The 19,170-nt window shown below is 44.5% G+C and carries 15 protein-coding genes; 5 read left to right on the top strand and 10 right to left on the bottom strand.

Going from position 1 to position 19,170, the window contains the following annotated elements; translation table 11 throughout:
* The first annotated feature begins 9 nt into the window (after nt 1-9).
* The 3 genes from ABZD21_RS14540 (at nt 10) to ABZD21_RS14530 (ending at nt 3,043) form a co-directional block, all read left to right on the top strand.
* Complete coding sequence (locus ABZD21_RS14540) at nt 10-192, top strand: DUF2892 domain-containing protein (RefSeq protein WP_372775787.1); 183 nt, start codon at nt 10-12, stop codon at nt 190-192.
* Nucleotides 193-441: 249 nt separating this feature from the next.
* On the top strand, nt 442-2,652 hold the full coding sequence (locus ABZD21_RS14535) for an ATP-binding protein (RefSeq protein WP_372775786.1): 2,211 nt from the start codon (nt 442-444) through the stop codon (nt 2,650-2,652).
* On the top strand, nt 2,597-3,043 hold the full coding sequence (locus tag ABZD21_RS14530; RefSeq protein ID WP_372775785.1) for a response regulator: 447 nt from the start codon (nt 2,597-2,599) through the stop codon (nt 3,041-3,043). Before ABZD21_RS14535 ends, ABZD21_RS14530 begins: the two co-directional genes overlap by 56 nt.
* 186 nt (nt 3,044-3,229) lie before the next feature.
* Here ABZD21_RS14530 and polA read toward each other — a convergent pair whose 3' ends face one another.
* Entirely contained in the window at nt 3,230-6,034 is a 2,805-nt protein-coding gene (gene polA, locus ABZD21_RS14525) for a DNA polymerase I (protein WP_372775784.1), read from the bottom strand.
* Nucleotides 6,035-6,209: 175 nt separating this feature from the next.
* Complete coding sequence (locus ABZD21_RS14520) at nt 6,210-6,512, bottom strand: ArsR/SmtB family transcription factor (RefSeq protein WP_372775783.1); 303 nt, start codon at nt 6,510-6,512, stop codon at nt 6,210-6,212.
* A 277-nt stretch (nt 6,513-6,789) separates the two neighbouring features.
* Here ABZD21_RS14520 and ABZD21_RS14515 point away from each other — a divergent pair, with 277 nt between their 5' ends.
* The gene (locus ABZD21_RS14515; protein ID WP_372775782.1) at nt 6,790-7,806 is read left to right on the top strand and encodes a Kelch repeat-containing protein; all 1,017 of its coding nucleotides are present in this window, start codon (nt 6,790-6,792) and stop codon (nt 7,804-7,806) included.
* Between the two features lie 66 nt (nt 7,807-7,872).
* On the opposite strand, the gene nhaD is transcribed toward ABZD21_RS14515, so the two are convergent.
* A complete protein-coding gene (nhaD, locus tag ABZD21_RS14510; protein ID WP_372775781.1) occupies nt 7,873-9,246 on the bottom strand; it encodes a sodium:proton antiporter NhaD in 1,374 nt (457 codons plus the stop codon).
* Nucleotides 9,247-10,069: 823 nt separating this feature from the next.
* Here nhaD and ABZD21_RS14505 point away from each other — a divergent pair.
* Complete coding sequence (locus tag ABZD21_RS14505) at nt 10,070-11,068, top strand: polyprenyl synthetase family protein (RefSeq protein WP_372775780.1); 999 nt, start codon at nt 10,070-10,072, stop codon at nt 11,066-11,068.
* A 112-nt stretch (nt 11,069-11,180) separates the two neighbouring features.
* Here ABZD21_RS14505 and ABZD21_RS14500 read toward each other — a convergent pair whose 3' ends face one another.
* The 7 genes from ABZD21_RS14500 to ABZD21_RS14470 form a co-directional block, all read right to left on the bottom strand.
* Entirely contained in the window at nt 11,181-11,636 is a 456-nt protein-coding gene (locus ABZD21_RS14500; RefSeq protein ID WP_372775779.1) for a V-type ATP synthase subunit K, read from the bottom strand.
* Between the two features lie 34 nt (nt 11,637-11,670).
* Nucleotides 11,671-13,461 carry a V-type ATP synthase subunit I gene (locus ABZD21_RS14495; protein ID WP_372775778.1) on the bottom strand — a complete coding sequence of 597 codons (1,791 nt, stop codon included), beginning with the start codon at nt 13,459-13,461 and terminating at the stop codon, nt 11,671-11,673.
* A complete protein-coding gene (locus tag ABZD21_RS14490) occupies nt 13,458-14,057 on the bottom strand; it encodes a V-type ATP synthase subunit D (RefSeq protein ID WP_372775777.1) in 600 nt (199 codons plus the stop codon). Before ABZD21_RS14490 ends, ABZD21_RS14495 begins: the two co-directional genes overlap by 4 nt.
* A 175-nt stretch (nt 14,058-14,232) precedes the next feature.
* Nucleotides 14,233-15,564, bottom strand: a complete 1,332-nt coding sequence (locus ABZD21_RS14485) for a V-type ATP synthase subunit B (RefSeq protein ID WP_372775776.1) — start codon at nt 15,562-15,564, stop codon at nt 14,233-14,235.
* 135 nt (nt 15,565-15,699) lie between these two features.
* Complete coding sequence (locus tag ABZD21_RS14480; RefSeq protein WP_372775775.1) at nt 15,700-17,478, bottom strand: V-type ATP synthase subunit A; 1,779 nt, start codon at nt 17,476-17,478, stop codon at nt 15,700-15,702.
* Nucleotides 17,479-17,540: 62 nt separating this feature from the next.
* Entirely contained in the window at nt 17,541-18,347 is an 807-nt protein-coding gene (locus ABZD21_RS14475; protein WP_372775774.1) for a DUF2764 family protein, read from the bottom strand.
* Nucleotides 18,344-18,964 (bottom strand): hypothetical protein, encoded by a 621-nt coding sequence (locus ABZD21_RS14470; RefSeq protein WP_372775772.1) that lies wholly within the window; start codon nt 18,962-18,964, stop codon nt 18,344-18,346. The genes ABZD21_RS14475 and ABZD21_RS14470 overlap by 4 nt, the downstream gene beginning before the upstream one ends.
* Nucleotides 18,965-19,170 lie beyond the last annotated feature (206 nt).

Genomic DNA, 19,170 nt, shown 5'->3' with positions numbered 1-19,170 from the left:
TAATACACTATGGTTGAAAGAATTATCCGTGCTGTTGCTGGAACACTTGTCCTGATCAGCCTCTTGCTGGCAATTTATGTGAACATCAACTGGTTGTTTTTTACCGCCTTTGTAGGCTTAAATTTACTCCAGTCGTCAATCACAAAATTTTGCCCTTTGGAATGGATTTTAAGAAAATCAGGGGTGAAGTAAATCACCGGTTTTTGTTTTAATTTCGAAAAGCAGAACTCAATATTGGGTTCTGCTTTTTTGTTGGGTCACGCTGTTTCAAACCTAGTTCCGGAAAACTTCGGGAAAATATCAGTGTATAAAACCCACGAGTGTTCGGAAATTGCTGCAACCGAACCAAACACCTACATACTCTAATCATAAATTAATTGATACTTAACGCCGCTGTATAAACAAATCACTTCTTTTCGGCACGCTTTAAATATCTACAAGATGTCGCTTAAGAGTCAACTACTCGGATTGTTTTTGGGATTCTGTTTGATTACCACGGTAACATTTATTCCTATGAATATTTATTACTTCAAAAAAAAAGAGGAAATCACTAGTACCGTTCACGGAATAAGCGCCTTCCGGGCCGACCTGCAGCACACCCTTTTATTGCAGTCCGACTTTTTGAACTACGACACCAGAAGTACTCATTTCTTCCAAACAAATAAAAGCGCCTACCTTGACAGTCTAAACGTCCACCAAAAACGTCTGCACGACGAGATTAACATTTTAACGGTCGCCTGCAAGGAAAACAAACTTACCGCCTTCGGTGTGTTCCAGCAGATCAATGACGAGCTGTACGCCAATAATGTGATTTTTGATAAAATGGTCACTGCCATTTACCGTCGGGGATTCAAAGACTGGGGAACCGAAGGGCAAATGCGTGATCAGGTCCATTTGCTGGAAAATTTCACAGAACTTGACCAACGAGACGTACTCAGTTTGCGACGCCACGAGAAAGACTACATTATCCGAAACGACTCAGCTTATGTTGATAAATTAAACACACTGGCTTCAACCATGCGGCTGAATGTCGTTAAAAATGGGAGTATTAAGCCATCGACTCAAGAGGCGATATTGCGAATTTTATCTAATTACATCAGGCTTTTCAATAAAATGGTTGCACTTGACAATGAGATTGGACTGCGTTCGAAAACAGGACTTAACCTGCAGTTACTTGAACGAAACCAAAATATTGAACAATTACTTAGCCAGATTCAACTGGAAATTGCAACTAAAAAAGAACATCTAATCCGCGAAATCGAAGTCGCATACATAGTCAGTTCAATCTTTTTATTACTCATCAGCATCACCCTCGGGTGGCTTATCTCGCTAAAATTCACCCGCCCGATAAACGCGTTAACCAGTGCCATTAAACAATTGGTCAAGGATGATTTCAGTCACAAAATTCGGTTAAAAATAAAAACCAACCAACGCGAAATTATCATCCTTAAAAACGAGTTCAACAGAATGATTGAGGAATTGCACCTGCATGAAGAGCAACGGAGAAAAGCGCAGATTGAACTTTCAATCAGCGAGAAGAAATACCGCGATTTAACGGATTGGCTGCCACAAGGAGTTTTTGAAGTTAGCTCTGAAAACCAATTAACCTACGCCAACCACGCCTTGAAAGATCAATTTGGATTGAACGACCAGGATTTAAACTCCGGTATTCGTCTTGCAGAGATTATCGCCAAGCAAGACACCGTACATGGCGATAACCAACCAGCCAGCAAACACCACATACTTGCCTCCCGCAAAAATGGATCGACCTTCCACGCCCTGCTCTATATGAATCCAATTAACGACAAAAAGAATTCGGGACAACGAGGACTGATTATCGATATTTCGGAACGCCAGACCTATCTGGAGGAATTAAAGAAGGAGAAGGCAAAAGCTGAAGAGTCAGACAAACTAAAATCGGCATTTCTTGCCAATATGTTGCACGAAATCAGGACTCCCATGAATGCGATTATCGGTTTTTCAGAAATCTTAAAAGACCCAAATTTAAGCCGGGAAGAGCGAGATGAATTCATCTCTCATATCAATACCAATGGCGAATCACTTCTCAATCTGATTGAAGATATTATCGATATCGCCAAAATTGAATCAGGTCATGTGCGGATTGAACGCGCCACAACGAACCTCCATGAGATGTTTCACGAATTGGAATTATCAATGAATGAAGTTCGAAAAATTCATGCCAGTGATCAGGTTCAACTGATCAATGATGTCAAAACCAACAGAAAAAATGAATGCATCCTGACCGATCCGCTGCGCCTTCGCCAGATCTTAATTAACCTTCTTACAAATGCGTTAAAATTTACAGATAAAGGAACTGTTCGCTTTGGCTACCAGGTAAAACACGAACAAAAAACCATTTTGTTTTATGTTGAAGATACTGGCATCGGCATTCCGGAGGATAAGACAGAAATTATTTTTGAGCGCTTTCGAAAAATACATAGCAACGATACCAAGCACTATCGGGGTACCGGTCTGGGACTTTACATCTCCAAAACCATCATCAACCATTTAGACGGAACTATTTGGGTCGATTCAACGATAGGAGAAGGATCAACGTTCTACTTCGAGATCCCATATGATCCACACGAAAATTTGCCGTTCAACAAAAAGTCACCACCTCAAACCGTATAATAACTCAATCGAAAATGTCAATATCTTAGTCGCAGAAGATCAAGAATTTAATCTCCTGCTGTTGAAAACCATCCTGGAAAAAGCCAAGGCCAAAGTTTCTTCGGCAAAAAACGGTGTTGAAGTTCTGGATTTCTTTTTTGATAAAAAGGAGGTTGACATTGTACTGATGGACCTAAATATGCCCAAAATGGATGGATACGAAACCATTCAACAATTGAAAAAACTCGCCCCTGAAATGCCAATTATTGTACAAACAGCGAACGCCATGACCGGAGAAATGGAAAAGTGTCTGGATTTGGGGGCCGACGATTACATTGCCAAACCTATCGATCAAACAGAATTAATTCTTAAAATCGCAAAGTTGGTTAATAAAGAAGTTCTCATCAATTGAACCTGATTTTAACTCCCGTAGTTGCAAATTTTTGACATAGAAAAACAGTTCGCAATCCGTAACCAAACACCTCGGTTTACGCGGTCGGAAACCGCGTCGAAAAGCCAACGAACCACCAGCTAAAACCATTATTAGATCCAATATCTGCAAAAATCAGCGTCAACAAACCGCTGCACCGCAAAATTATTAGTGAGCTTCCAGCCAGTTTTGGGCGGCGTTCATTTCAACCAACAACGGAAGACCAATTTCCACCGCTGCTTCCATTTGTTCTTTCACTATTTTCTGCACCTGTTCCAATTCATTTTTAGGCACATCGAAGTTCAATTCATCATGCACCTGAAGCAGCATTTTCGCCTTCAGCTTGTGCTTGCTCAGTTCCCTCCAGATATTAATCATGGCTAACTTTATGACATCGGCTGCCGAGCCCTGAATGGGCGCGTTGATGGCATTTCGTTCGGCCACACCACGCACAACCGCATTGGCCGAGTTTATGTCGTTCAGATACCGGCGACGGCCGCGAATGGTTTCCACATACCCTTTGTCGCGAGCCACAGCAATACATTCGTCCATGTATTCTTTCACCCGCGAGAAATTCTCGAAATAGCCGTCGATCAACTGCTTTGCTTCGGAGCGGGAGATGTTCAACCGTTCGGATAAGCCGAAGGCTGAAATGCCGTAGATGATGCCAAAGTTGGCTGTTTTCGCTTTTCGCCGCATATCTGAAGTAACCTCGTCCAGTGGCACTTTATAGATTTTCGACGCGGTTATAGCGTGAATGTCCTGATTGTTTCGGAAAGCTTCAATCATGTGTTCATCCTTACTTAGGGCAGCCATAATGCGCAGTTCAATTTGCGAGTAGTCGGCCGAAAGAAACAGGTGATTGTCATCTGAAGCAGTGAATGCCCGGCGAATTTCACGGCCATTCTCATCACGAATCGGGATATTCTGCAGGTTCGGATTGGTTGAGCTCAAACGTCCGGTTGCAGCAATGGTTTGGTTGTAAGTTGTGTGAATTTTTCCGGTTTTAGCGTCCACCAATTGTGGTAAGGCTTCAACATAAGTTGAAAGCAATTTTTTCAACCCTCTAAATTCCAAAATCTTACTTACTATCGGATGCTTATCTACCAGCTTAATCAGTGTTTCCTCGGCAGTTGAATATTGCTTCGTTTTTGTCTTTTTAGCTTTCGAGTCAATCTGCAGTTTTTCAAACAAAATTGGCCCCAACTGCTTGGGCGACGACAGGTTGAAATCTTCTCCGGCCAGTTCCTTGACTTCAGCCTCTAACGCGATCAGCTGTTCGCGAAGCACTTCGGCATACTCATCAAGCGCTTTGGTATTCAGTGTTACTCCGGTCGCTTCCATATCGGCGAGCACCGGAATCAGCGGCATTTCAATTTCCTCGAAAACCGGCCGAACCCCTGTTTTATCCAAATCGGCATCAATAGCCAGCTTCAGCTGAAGCGTCAGATCGGCATCCTCGCAGGCATAGTCGCGCAGCTGCTCAACCGGAACATCGCGCATGGTCTTCTGGTTCTTTCCTTTTTTGCCGATCAACTCTTCCGTTTCAACCTTTTTGTAGCCGAGGTAAGTTTCACACAAATAATCGAGGTTGTGCCTTAATTCGGGTTGAATGAGGTAATGAGCAATCATGGTGTCGTACAGCGAGCCTTTCACTTTCAGGCCATACTGTTTCAGCATGAGGATATCGTATTTTATATTTTGACCGATTTTTCGAATGTTTTCATCCTCAAAAATCAGGCGGAATTCTTCCAGCACTTTCAACGCTTCCTCCCGCTTTTCGGGCAAAGTTACACAATAGGCCTCCCCTTTTCGGAACGCAAACGACAGGCAAACAAGCTCGGCCGTGTTGGTGTCTAATCCGGTGGTCTCGGTATCGAAACAAAACTCGGCCTGAACCGACAGCTCCGCCTTTAGGCTAGCTCGCTGCATGGCGTTCTCAACCAGATAGTAATCGTGTGGCGTATTTTCAATATTTGCCAGATTCGACGGCACTTCCGGACTTGCAGCCCCAACCTGCTCCGGCCCGCCAAACAAGGTACCCTGTGCAAAACCAGCCTCTGCCTGAGCTTTAGAAGTGACCTGATCGGGCGCCATCTTTTTCACCATCGACCGGAATTCGAGCTCGGTAAATATCTCATTCAATTTCCCCCAATCCGGGTCGTCCATGGTCAGTTTTACTTCGTCAAACTCCACCGGAACATCCTGGATAATTACCACCAATTGCCGCGACAACCGAACCTGCTCTTCGTGCGTTTGCAGATTTTCCTTTTGCTTGCCTTTCAACTCACCGATATGCGCGTAAAGGTTGTCAATAGAGCCATACTGTCCGATCAGCTTCATGGCTGTTTTGGGGCCAACTCCCGGGCATCCGGGTATGTTGTCGGCTGTGTCGCCCATCAAGCCAAGAATATCGATGACCTGTTCGGGTGTTTCAACCTCAAAATTTTCTTTTACTTCTTTCGGGCCCCAAATTTCCACCTCGTTGCCACCTCGCCCCGGTTTGTACATAAAAATATTGTCGGAAACCAACTGCGCATAGTCCTTGTCGGGCGTCATCATATAGGTTGTGTAGCCCTCGCGCTCCGCTTTTTTGGCTAAAGTACCAATCACATCGTCGGCTTCGAAACCTTCTTTTTCCAAAATCGGAATGTTGTAGGCTTCAATAATTTTCCGAACCCAGGGAATTGCCTTTCGTAAGTCTTCGGGCATTTCGTCACGGGTTGCCTTGTATGGTTCATACATTTCGTGCCGGAATGTAGGCGCGTGAACATCGAAAACGACTGCCAGGTGCGTTGGCTTTTCTTTACTCAACAGCTGTTCGAGTGTGTTGGTGAAACCCAGCATCGCTGACGTATTCAAGCCTTTCGAATTAAACCGCGGGTTTTTAATGAACGCGAAATACGAGCGGTAGATCAGGGCGTAGGCATCGAGAAGGAATAAACGTTTATCTTGTGGTACAGTGTCTGACATGATTGATTATTTTAAGTTTACCAGGGGTTGCTATTTCGAACAGCAAACAAGCTCTCTTGTTTGATAGAAACAGCCACTTGTTGGTTCGCGCACCGAAATTAGAAACTTCCATCCAGAAACAAAAAAAGCCGTCGAAATTGACGGCTCTTATATCGTATAAAATTTTAAGTTCTCACTATTCACCGCAAGTACAACGGTGCAGACAATCAACAATCTGGCTCAGAATATCGTGTTTCAGGTAGTAGAATGTATTTTTCCCTTCGCGGCGTGAGCACAGCACACCTTTGTCCTTCAAAATCCCCAAGTGATGTGACGTGGTCGATTGCTCGATTCCCAACAACTCATGAATTTCGGTGACGGTTAACTTCTTTCCCCCTTCCAAATGCTTTAAAATAGCAATTCGCATTGGGTGAGCAATCGCCTTCAACATATTGGCTGCCATATCTAAACGGTCTGCATCTAATTCCTGGATTTTCATTTTTAACATCGGTTCTGATACAAATGCAAATATATAAATATATTATTTCTTCTAAAAGAAACAGTTAGCCTAAAAATTTGATTTTAGGAAAATTTAAAATGCCACACCCAAATCTTACTGTGAAGAGTCGGTCGTGCCAACTTATATTCATTTCGCCAGTTTGAAGACTAGCAGCAAGGAGTGGGCAACGATTAAAAAGATGCATTGCATTTATCCTTATCTTTGGATGTGGGCCAAACTTCTATAGGCTCTTGATGTCATATTAAAAACAAAAATGATGATGAATTTTCTATTTAAGAGGGTTTTAGTCCTGGGATGTCTTTTGATTTCAATTTTCGGATTCTCGCAAGACCTGAAACTGGATCAATACCGATGGACAACCATTAACACGTCGGGAGAGGTGACCGGAAGGCATGAAAATGCTTTTGTTGAGTACAAAGGACAATTATATTTATTGGGCGGCAGGGGAATTAACCCGGTAAATGTGTTCGACCCCGAGACAAATTCATGGACAACGAAATCAAAATCGCCCATGGAAATACACCATTTTCAGGCTGTTGTGTACGGCGATGCCATTTTTTTGGTGGGAGCCATGACGGGCAAATACCCGAAAGAAACACCGCTGGAAAACATTTGGATGTATTATCCGGAAACCAATCGGTGGGTGAAAGGACCGGAGATTCCGGCCGACCGGCGAAGGGGTGGCGCGGGTGCAGTTGTTTACAACGATAAAATTTACCTGGTGGGCGGTATTGATTATGGGCACACCAGCGGAACAAACAACTACTTTGATAGCTACGACCTGAAAACGGGCGAATGGAACGTATTGACGAAATCCCCGCATATCCGCGATCATTTCCCGGCTATTGTGGTCGACAACAAGCTGTATTGTGTGGGAGGAAGAAACACAAGTGTGCACTACCCGGATAATTTTGGCGCTTTCTTTAATGCAACCATCCCTTATGTTGACGTGTACGATTTTGCCAAAAACGAATGGCGTACACTCGAAAACGAGCTTCCTGTTCCAACTGCGGCAGGCAGCCTTGTACAGGCTGACAACAAACTGATTTACATAGGAGGAGAAGGCAGGCAGGCTCAAGCATACAACCAGGCTCAATGTTTGGATCTGGCAACGGGCGAATGGTTGCAGTTGGCTCCGCTAAATACCGGACGACACGGAACTGGTGCTGTAATTTACAAAGGAAACGTTTTTATAGCGGCGGGTAGCCCCGTAAAAGGCGGCGGGGCGCTTACGTCAATCGAAGTATTTGCTCCCGCTGCCGAAGGTCACTAAACGCACCCCGCTTCAACAATGCTCTGATGGTTGCTGGCGCCAATCTGAAATCGGCGCCAGTGCCCACTAGAACATCGTTTGTACAAAAAAGACCAATGCTCCGGCCAGATAACCGGCCACTCCGATCAGGCTGACCTTCTTTAGGTACCACATAAAGTCAATCTTTTCCAATCCCATAGCTGCCACTCCTGCCGCCGATCCAATAATCAGGATACTACCTCCGGTTCCTGCGCAATATGCTAGAAACGACCAAAAATTACCATCCTGAACAAAATTTGCCATGTAGCCTGTGGCCTTTGCTCCGGCAATACTATACATCCCCATTGAAGCAGCGACCAGCGGAACGTTATCCACAACCGATGAAATGGTTCCGATAAGAAGATTGATGATGTAGATGTTTTTTACATGTTTGTCAAGGTAGGTAGCCATAATATCGAGATGTCCTGCAGACTGTAACGCTGCAACTGCACTCAGTATCCCAAGAAAAAACAAGACGGTTGGCATATCAATTTCTTCCAGAACAGCATTGACCGTCAATTTTCGCTTGTCTTCCACTGATCTGTTTTTCAGGTATCGATCCGTCATGATCCACAGCACAGCCAAACCCAATAACATCCCCAGAAAAGGAGGCAGATGGGTGACGGTTTTAAAAACGGGAACCGAAATCAACGCAAATACACCCACCACCAACATAAAAACCCTTTCGCGATAGGTCGTAAACTCACGGGTTTCATCATCATGAAGAATAGGCCGAACAACCTGCCCCTTAAGCATTAAGGAAAATAAAAATGTTGAGACAATCATATTAACCAAGGAAGGGAGAAAAACGGAAGAAATAATACTTCCTGCTGTGATCTGATTTCCGATCCACAACATGATGGTGGTTACATCACCAATAGGCGACCAGGCTCCCCCGGCATTAGCCGAAACCACGACCATACTGGCAAAAATCCATCGGTTACTTTTATCGGTTAACAGTTTTCGTAAAACGGTGATGATTACAATGGTGGTCGTCAGGTTATCGAGTACGGCCGACATAAAGAAGGTCAACGTACTCAAAACCCATAGTAATCGTATAATATTCGTACTTTTTATTTTGCTGGTGACAATCCGAAATCCTTGGTATTTATCAACCAGTTCAACAATGGTCATCGCACCGATTAAAAAGAAAAGGATGGACGAAATCTCCGACAAGTGGTGATACAATTGATGATGTCCAATAAACTGGTGGATATCTTCCACACCATGTCCAAGATCCTTAAATGACTGCCAGGCTGAACTGTATCCCAAACCTAATATACCCTCTCCTCCTATGGCGTAAACCGCCCAAATTAACGACCCCATAAAAAGAGCCATTCCTGCTTTGTTAATATGATTAATGTGCTCGAAAACAATAAACCCATAGCCCAGCACAAAGATGATTAGCATTAATAAAAACATCGTCGGTAAAATTTAGATAATATAAACCCATTAGAGCTGCATGCTCTCTTTAATTTGGTGTCTGATTTTTAGATGAAATAGTGAAGGCAATAGTTGGGAAGTATTCCCAAACGACAATTTACAAAGCGCCCCATGGCGACTCAAATTAACACTCCTATTTCCTCTTATTGAATTAGAATTTAGAGATCTCGACTAAGAAGAAGATCGCTAAATAACGGATACGGCTATAACTTTACCACCGCTTTCCATCGGTTCTTCCAACAAAAAACGGAGGCGACTTATCAGTTTCGAAACTGTTACGGCAGCTGACAAATTGGGGGCAAAAGCGAGGTTTTTCGTGAGATTGACTACAGTGCTTTAAATAAATACTACTCCTGTAACGAGCAGCGCCAGACTCGTCATCATCATCCGTCTCACCATTGAAATCGGGCGAATCAGTAGCTGAACACACTATTTGCGCTCGCATAAGTTGTTCATCCTCCATCTTACTGCAGTGACGGCTATCGTCAACAATTGAAGAACAAAATAGTACGAGACAGAAGAAAATATTTAGAATGATTCCCACGCTTATAAAAAATATCGGGCAAATGTAACTTTTTAAAAATGCCGCAGCCCCAGGGAAGGTAGAAATGTAGAATATGGTAAAAAATCGTTAATTATCATCGAAACGGAACAGATTCTACGCTGTACGGCATGGCTCGTTCATGCGAGAATTCAAAAACAAAAACAGGAAAAACCCAGCCCTTTCATTAAACCTGAATTTCCGCGAAAGACCTTAAGAAGAAAAGCCGAAAAAACTAAAAACTCGTTTAATTTACTATTTTTGACCGAAGGAAATCAATTGAGCATGGGATCACTGGATATTATTCGAAAACCGATAGACAAAGAACTGGATGAGTTTGAAGATTACTTTAAATCGACCATCCAGAGTGACGTTCCCCTACTCTCTCTGATCATCCAATACATTCTGCGCAAAAAAGGCAAGCAGATGCGTCCCATGTTTGTTTTTCTGGCGGCCAAAATGAATGGCGGATTCAATGAAACAACTCACATGGCTGCTTCATCGATCGAACTTTTGCACACGGCCACACTCGTCCACGACGATGTGGTTGACGAATCATACGAGCGCCGTGGAAGTTTCTCGATTAACGCGTTGTGGAAAAACAAACTGGCAGTTTTGGTTGGCGACTATATTCTGGCCAAGGGAATGTTGCTCAATATCGACAACGAAAATTACCAATTTCTGCAATTGATAAGCCGGTCGGTGAAAGACATGAGCGAAGGCGAAATTCTACAGATGCGCAAAAGCCGGAAGCTCGACATCGATTACGACACCTATTTTGAGATCATCAGAAAAAAAACCGCTTCGTTAATTGCTACGAGTTTGGCCATTGGTGCTGCTTCGGTAACCAACGACAAAGAAATCGTGGAACGGATGTTCGAAATTGGGATCGATGTTGGAATCGCCTTCCAGATTAAAGACGATATTTTTGATTATCAGGCAAAAGGCATCCTTGGGAAACCTACCGGAAACGACATTAAAGAAAAGAAAATTACCATGCCGTTGCTTTACGTGCTCAACCAATCGGACGATAAAGAACGACGAAGGATTTTGCGCGAGGTGAAACGTAAAAACAAAAACACTGCAAAGGTACAGGAGTTGGTGAAATTGGTAGTCGACCGTGGCGGGCTGAATTATGCGACTGAGCAAATGAACATCTACCGTGACCGCGCACTTACAAAAATCGGCGAATTCCCTGATACAGAAGCCCGGCAATCGCTCATTGAACTGGTAAACTACGTGACTACCCGTGTAAAATAACTTGCATTGTCCGGCTTACAGGACTCATGAACAAGAAAAACCTGATCGGAAGAAAAAATTCAGATCAGGTTTTTTTGCCCGCGGCAACGGTAAATTGCCTTTTACGTGCCGGTTAAATTGAATTACTAATCAGGAAGGTCACAGCAAACGCCACGATCGCATATAATTCAGGGAATACCGCCAGGATCATGGTTTTACCAAACACATCGTATCCCGAGCTAATGCCGGCAATACCATTGGCTGTGATGTTACCTTGCTGGATAGCCGAATACAGGGCCACCAATCCTAATGACAAACCTGCCCCAAGAAAGGCCGCTCCATGCAACATAGTTACTGTTCCCAGGGTCGCTAACTTCAGGTTCATTACGAAAAATCCGGCAAAGCCGTACAACCCCTGTGTTCCGGGAAGCGCACTTAGCAACATGTAACTACCAAAGGCATCTTCACGTTTTTTGAGCGCACCAATTGTGGCATTACCTCCTTTTGACACTCCAATGGCACTCCCAATTCCAGAAAGTAAGACCATTAGCGCCAGTCCGACATAGACCAATACATAAGCCAAATCCATAATTTTCGTTTATTAAGTTGATTACTAATTATTCCTATTTTTTTGAAAACGGTTTATAGGGCTTTCCACCACCCTGAAAACCAGCATTCTTATAAAATTCGACAAAGGTTAAACGCATGGGGTGTACAAAAGCTCCAAGTGATGAGATCAACAAATTAGCGGTATGCCCCACAACAACAATCAGCAGAAAAATGACCGGGCCAATGTATTTACCACTTCCAAATGAAGCTGCCATCTGGTTGATTACCAACCCCAAAATGGAGCTGGCAATTCCAAGGGCAAACAAGCGAATGTACGAGAGCAAGTCGCCAAAAATTCCGGTAACAGTATTGTACATCTCCCACAATCCGCCAATGAGGCGCAAGTGAATAGGGCCTGTACCCGAGAACAAAAGAATAAGCAAAACTGAGGCTGCATAAAGCAGGTTTTTAACCACATTTAGCATTGCAGAAAGCTCCAGATCTTTCAGGAAGAAACTGAATAGTCCAGCGGTGAAAAACAGCAGCAGCCAGCCCACCGAGCTGAGAGCCCGAAGCGGGTTTTCCTGGCGAAGTTGATTTTTCACCCGGATAATAATGCCAAAAATGATTTGTATACCACCTACAATCAGCGAAAGGTTGAAAACCTGCGCGCTGTCGAGAAACATATCTTTAACGCCTTCCAAGGCCGGCTGTTTGGCCAGTTCTATACCGAAGAAGGTTCCAAAAATCGCCCCCATAACCAAGGTTGAAGCACCAAAAAGCTGTCCTAAGGTCAAATAGGTCCTCATCGATTTTTCTGCTTTTCGTTTGTAAAAGGTCGATCCCAGAAGAATGACCAGACCGTAGCCGGCATCTCCCAGGCAAAAGCCAAAAAACAACATGAAAAAGGGCGCGAAGTAGATCGTCAGATCCAGCTCGGCGTAGGCCGGCAGCGAAAACAACTTCGCGATAGGCTCGAAAAGCTTTCCAAACTTATTATTGACAAGTTGCACAGGCGGTGCTTCGCCGGGTTCTGGTTTCGACTCCAGGTAAAAAATATGATTCTTTTCGAGGTATTCCTGCAACGACAACTGTTTAACTTCGGGCACCCATCCTTCGAGCAAATGCAGCGCTCCATCACCGATATCGGTCGTTTGGTTATTCCAAACATCAAGCCACTCCAGCCGGCTTTCAACATTTGCCAGATGATTTTTCAAAATGGGGATTCCGTTGGCTCCCATATGGTGCAGCTTGTCGTTAACTGCGGCAATTTCTTTTTGCAGTCCGGCCGCCTGCTTATGCAGCTCAACTGCTGTTGATTTTGATACGTTCTCCAGACGTACTCCTTCGAAAGGTTCCCCTTCATATCCGATCGTAATGAATTTCACTTCCTTGTCACAACGTTTCACCACCTCAATCGGATACTCATCCAGCCACTCAGCCTTCCACTTTTTAACCGGAACTGAGTAGAAGTTGATTTTCAGACCGGCATCATTCAGCTTTTGCAGAATTTCAGAGGAGTAGTTCCCCCACACTTCCCGCTCGGATGCCTGCTTTTGGGCAAGTTCCAATTCTGCCTCCGCTTCCTCCAGCCGTTTGAGTTGTATACGGGCTTGCTCAATAACCTCTGTTGCTGTATGCTCACACCGACCGGGTTGTTTTCCTTCCGGGTGATAATGTTTTAACGAATCAATGGTCTGCTCGATTTGTGCCGCTTCAGCCCGAAGGTTGGCCATCTCCTCGGTCGTATTGTTTCCGCTGCCTTTGTTAATATGTACCACTCCGAGCTCACTCAAATCATCTAAAAACTGTTTGTAGGCACTGTGCTGAACGGCAAAACCATATTTTTTCATGGGTACAATCATAGCTGTTCGGTTTTTTGCTTTTTAGTCTTCAGAAGTTTCTGGGCAGCTTTCGAGAGGTTATCCTCGTCTTCGAGGTATCGCTTAATTTGCCGGATGGCTCCCTCTAGCGAAGGGATTTGTACTTTTTCGTACAAGTTCACCTTTTGGGTAGCCTTCTTTCGGGCATCTTCAAGCAGGCTCAGTCGTTCTTTCTGCACCCTGCATTTGGCCATTGCTTCCAACAAGGTCTGCATCTCTGGCATCCCATCGCTAAACCAGTCGGGAACAGCGGTAAGAGCAAAGTCCATGCGCCGTGTCTCCACCCCTTCAAAGCGGGGAATCATAATTCCGGCCACTTTTGATCTGCTCACTTTAATTTGCAACACCTTTAGCAGCGAGAAATCAAATTCGTTCCACAATACCTTCCATGGATCTGTTTTTTCAAGCACCAACTGATAGTCGGCTGTAGCCATTTCCAGTTCACGTCGGGTTTCAAAAACCATAGCACGCAATGCTGCTTCCTTATTTTTCAAGGTAGGCAAGGCTTTTTGACGTATCGTAAGTTTTTTCTGAAACTCGCGTAAGACCGTTTTGTTGTATTTAATCTGTAGTTTCATCCGATTCTATTTTCAAACCTGTTTCGCTAAATGCCGACAATAACTTCCTCATATTAAACGTCTTTAATGAAATACTCAGCTACTGTCCTATCTTCGCTGCCGGCCGGTGTTTTTCCGATTATCGAATTGTACCGGCACCCCGTTCATCAATCCAACCTTTTCAAGAACTGGCAGATCACACTGACTGCAGTTCTCTCCAATACTGATCCACAAATTCCTGCTTGATACCCACCTCATCCTTGGTCAGGTATTTGCTGAACAGACTCCAGGTTTCATCAAGCATTTCATTCATTTCCAGATTGACATCGATTGCCAGTATATTTCGCGAATAATCTTCAGCAAACTGCAACACACGACGGTCATAATCCGACAATTCGAACCCGTTTTCCAGCTTGGTCTTCGAGTTTGCAGCATCGGCGTATAATCGGATCGCGGCATTCATCACCTGCGGGTGATCGCTGCGAGTCACTTTCCCGATAACCAACTGCTTAAGTCGCGACAAACTCCGGAATGGGTCAATAATGACCTTATTCACATCAGGAGAGCGACGTAGAAACAGCTGCCCTTCGGTAATGTAACCCGTATTGTCGGGGATGGCATGAGTGATATCCCCTCCTGACAGTGTTGTTACTGCAAGAATGGTGATGTTTCCACCATCGGGGAACTGTACCGCCTTTTCGTAAATTTTGGAAAGGTCGCTATAGAGCGAACCCGGCATACTATCTTTCGACGGGATTTGGTCCATCCGGTTAGAAACAATACTCAACGCGCTGGCATACTGGGTCATATCGGTTAACAACACCAGCACCTTTTCATTTTTTTCTACCGCAAAGTACTCTGCTGTGGCCAGAGCCATGTCCGGAATTAAAAGGCGTTCAACCGGCGATTTATCAGTTGTATTAATAAATCCAATGATCTTCGACAAGCCATATCCTTGCTCAAAGGAATGCTTGAAGAATAAATAGTCATCGCGGGTAAGTCCCATCCCTCCAAGAATAATCTTGTCAACCTTAGCACGAAGAGCAATGAGTGCAAGCACCTGATTATAGGGCTGATCGGGATCGGTGAAGAACGGGATCTTTTGTCCGGAAACCAGCGTATTGTTCAGGTCGATCCCGGCAATGCCTGTAGCGATTAGCTCGCTGGGTTGTTTACGCCGAACCGGGTTTACCGATGGGCCCCCAATCGGGAACTCGCGCCCTTCAACAGCCGGAAGACCGTCGATAGGCTGACCAAATGCATCGAAAAAGCGACCGCTCATGTGGTCGCTAAGCGGCAGCCACGGAGCCCTGCCGGTAAAAATGATCTCGGCGTCGTTACGTAAACCCTCCGTGCCTTCAAATACCTGCAAGGTAACTTTGTTCCCGGCAATTTTTACGACCTGAGCGGCACGACCTTGTACATAAGCCATTTCCTCGTAACCCACATTGGTGGCCTCCAGAGAACAAGTGGCTTTTGTGATGTTGGTTAGCCGGCAATATATTTTTTGAAATGCCCTTGCTTTCATACGTTTATGTCTTTTTCGTCTAACCTTCAAAAGCTCCCGGTTTAAAAAAGTATTTCGGGGTTTCGATAGGCTTATCCGGATTAAAAATTTGTGTTTCTTTTATATTGATCTAACTCGGGTTGCACTTTCGTCGCCCTATCCGGCGACGGTCGTTTTTTCCTGAATAAGAACCTCTAACTGGCGCTCGTAATCATCAAACTTACTCGACTTGAACTCACTATAATTCAACTGCTTAAACAGGTTGATTATTTTCTTAAAGAAATCGCGAACTTCGTTAAACTCTTCAAATTCGAAGTTCGTTTCAACCACTTCAATCACTTTCTCGAGCATGTACTTTTGGCGTTTCAGCGGTGTATTGCTGTCGATGGCATCAAAGGCATCCTGCTGAAGTATGGCAAAGTCGATCAATTCAGACTTCCAGAATATTTCGTGGTAAGCTACCGGGACACCGTCATCGCCCAAAATATTGATTTGTTCATTCACCTCCTGACCGCGAATCAGGTAGTTTTTAGTGAAATCGATTTTGTCAATCCAGTTTTCACCAATTTCGCGCATGGCATAGGTGATGTATTCGTCGTATTCCAGGTATTTCGAGTAGCTGTCGATCGGATCGATTGCCGGGTATCGCTTACTGTCGGCGCGGTTTTGTGAAAGCGCGAAGAAACAGCGGGCTACCTTCTTTGTAGACTCGGTCACCGGTTCGAGCAAGTTACCACCGGCAGGCGATACTGTTCCGATAAAGGTAATCGAGCCGTTTTTGCCATTGTTCAGTGTTGTAAAACCCGCTCGCGAATAATAGCTGGCAATAATGGCCGAGAGGTCCATCGGAAAAGCATCAGGACCGGGCAACTCTTCCATCCGGTTCGACATTTCACGGAGTGCCTGCGCCCACCGCGAGGTTGAGTCGGCAAGAAGCAAGGTTCGCAGTCCCATCGCCCGATAATACTCGGCAATTGTCATTGCAGTATAAACCGATGCTTCACGGGCTGCCACCGGCATATTAGATGTATTGGCGATAATCACTGTACGTTCAACCAGTTTACGACCTGTACGTGGGTCGTCAAGATGTGGGAATTCGGTAAAGATTTCGACCACCTCATTGGCCCGTTCGCCGCAGGCGGCAATAATCACCACATCGGCGGCAGCCTGTTTGGCCAGGGCATGCTGAAGTACGGTCTTGCCGCTACCGAAAGGCCCGGGAATAAAGCCGGTTCCCCCTTCCAGAATCGGGTTCATGGTGTCGATAACCCGCACACCGGTTTCGAAAAGCATACCAGGGCGCAATTTCTCACGGTAACCCAGAATCGGCATTTTAACGGGCCATGTTTGCACCATATTAATTGCCTTTTCGTCACCGTTTGCATCTTTGATTCGTGCAATGGTATCGGTGAGTTTATACTTTCCTTTAGGGGCAATCCAGCTCACCTGGTAAGTGCCTTTCAATTTAAATGGAACCATAATTTTATGGCTGATGTGGTATTCGGGAACTTCTCCCAACCAGTCTCCCGCATCTACGGTATCGTCTTTCTGAACCACAGGGGTAAAATCCCAAACCGATTCATTGTCGAGCGGGTAGGTTCGTGCTCCCGGTTCAAGGAAAACGCCGTTCATTTTATCCAGATCATTTTGAAGGCCATCGTAGTTTCGGGTAAGCATTCCAGGCCCCAGGTACACCTCAAGCATGTTGCTTAAGAACTGAACGTCCATGCCTGTGCGAAATCCACGCGTGCTTTCAAAAACCTGGGCAAAAGCTTTACTTCCTTCCGTTTTAATAACTTCGCCCATGATCTGTTTGTCGTTATGTTGAAAAAAACAAATCCCGTTCTGGATCAGCGGTCCGTCTGAAACAGCTTCAACCAGGTTGCCCACGATAGCTGTTACTTTTCCTTTACTGATGATCGAATTATTTTCCATATTCTTTCGCAATTATTTCAAGCCGAAAACAGGTGACGTTGCCGGCAATTTCCTGAATTTTTTTAACGTTGTTTTTCCTGCATCATTTTCTCAGCTATCACTACAGGGTCAACCGGGTTTTCGGGCGCAAAAACCTTCTTCCAACGGTCAAGGATCAGCAATTTCTGATAATAACCCAGAATGATGTTTATCGTGAAATATTCGAATCGGTTAATCTCGTCAATGGCATTCCATCGCAGCCGGTCAAAGTCTTGTTCCCGCTCCAAATAATTTGGTTTGGCAAGTAGTTGCTCCAGTCTTTCCGCGTCCCTGAATTCAGTGCGAATAATCTTTTGGTTCAAGGGATATTCCAGCAAAAGGTCGTGATATTCATTCCCCTTAATGAGCTGCTGTTTATTCTCTTCGCCTAGTTTATCGATTCGGTGTGCAGCCAGAAAGTTGAGACGGTTCAACTCCATATCGGCCCATTCATTAAGGAAATAGTTTCCGGTTGCATGAAGTGCTGCAAAATAATACTGCTGGATTTTATGGGTGACCATCACATTGGATATTTCTCCCCGGCGGTTTTCTTTCCAAACAACCAAGTGTTGCAGATAGGCCGGAAGTGCCTCAAAATGCTCGTTCGATGATTGAAAAGCCTCTCCTTTAAACCCAGGCAACAACTCGTTTTCGTGTGTATGTCCGCTCAGGTACATACAGATAGAGTAGTGAAATTCCGGATACCGAAGCAGATGCAAAAGCGTTATTTCTTCAGCATCAAGAATTTCGCCCAAGCTTAGTTCGAACTTGTTGGGCGAAGTAAACGCGGTTTCAGGATTAAACTCCAGATCAGGCAACCCGGAAATAAAACTGTAATAGAGGTTCATCATGCCTTTGTATTAAACAGAAAATCGCGAACTTTAACTTTCATCAATGAGGTGAAGAAGGTTGTAAATTCTTCGTCGGTGAATGAAATCTTAAAGCTATCGCTGTCTTTTACAATTTGAAAGCCTTGTTTAAGCCCGGCTACCGGTTTGATGGTCAGCTTGGCTCCCATCACTTCCGAAGCGGCAGCTTTAAACAAAGGTTCTAGCTTGGGGTACATGGTTTGGGGTACAAGAATATCCAGATCGTGTTCCTGTCCGTCTTCCTGGCTCCAGGTGCGGGCTACCTCCAATACAAGGTCTTTAATCAACTTTGGATCACCGGTAATTTCCTTCGCAATTTTGAGGGACGATTGAGCAGTAACCAAATTGGTGACGTTTTGTTTCGTAATCTCGATCACCTGTTCCGATATGGCCTGTAATTCGGTCTTAATCGAACTATACATACTTTCAGACTCGCTTTTGGCTTCGGAAAGCATAGCTTCAGCTTTTTGATTGGCTTCGGTAATGGTTTTTTCGGCTTCAGCACGAGCATCTGCCAGAATCTTATCTGCTTCGGTCCGGGCTTTTGCAACACCCTCGTTGTAGATATTCTCTGTTAATTCTTTAATCTTTGTGTTCATATTCGAAGAATTATATTAGTTGTCAGAACGGTTGTGCTTCAACTTTCCGATGAAGCTATTTTTATCATTTGTTCTATTCACGCTAAATAATAAACGAAGAACGACACTGAAAGCCTGATAACGACACGAAATCCGCTTAGTGCTTTAGATCAGCCTTTTAGTAGGTTTTCCCTTACGGAGTCGGCGGACAGAAACAGAGAAGGCTC

It is taken from the genome of Mangrovibacterium sp. (assembly GCF_041596335.1).
In the GTDB taxonomy this organism is placed as follows: domain Bacteria; phylum Bacteroidota; class Bacteroidia; order Bacteroidales; family Prolixibacteraceae; genus Mangrovibacterium.
Note: the sequence above shows the minus strand (reverse complement) of the source record. Positions and strands in the feature narration are given on the sequence as shown.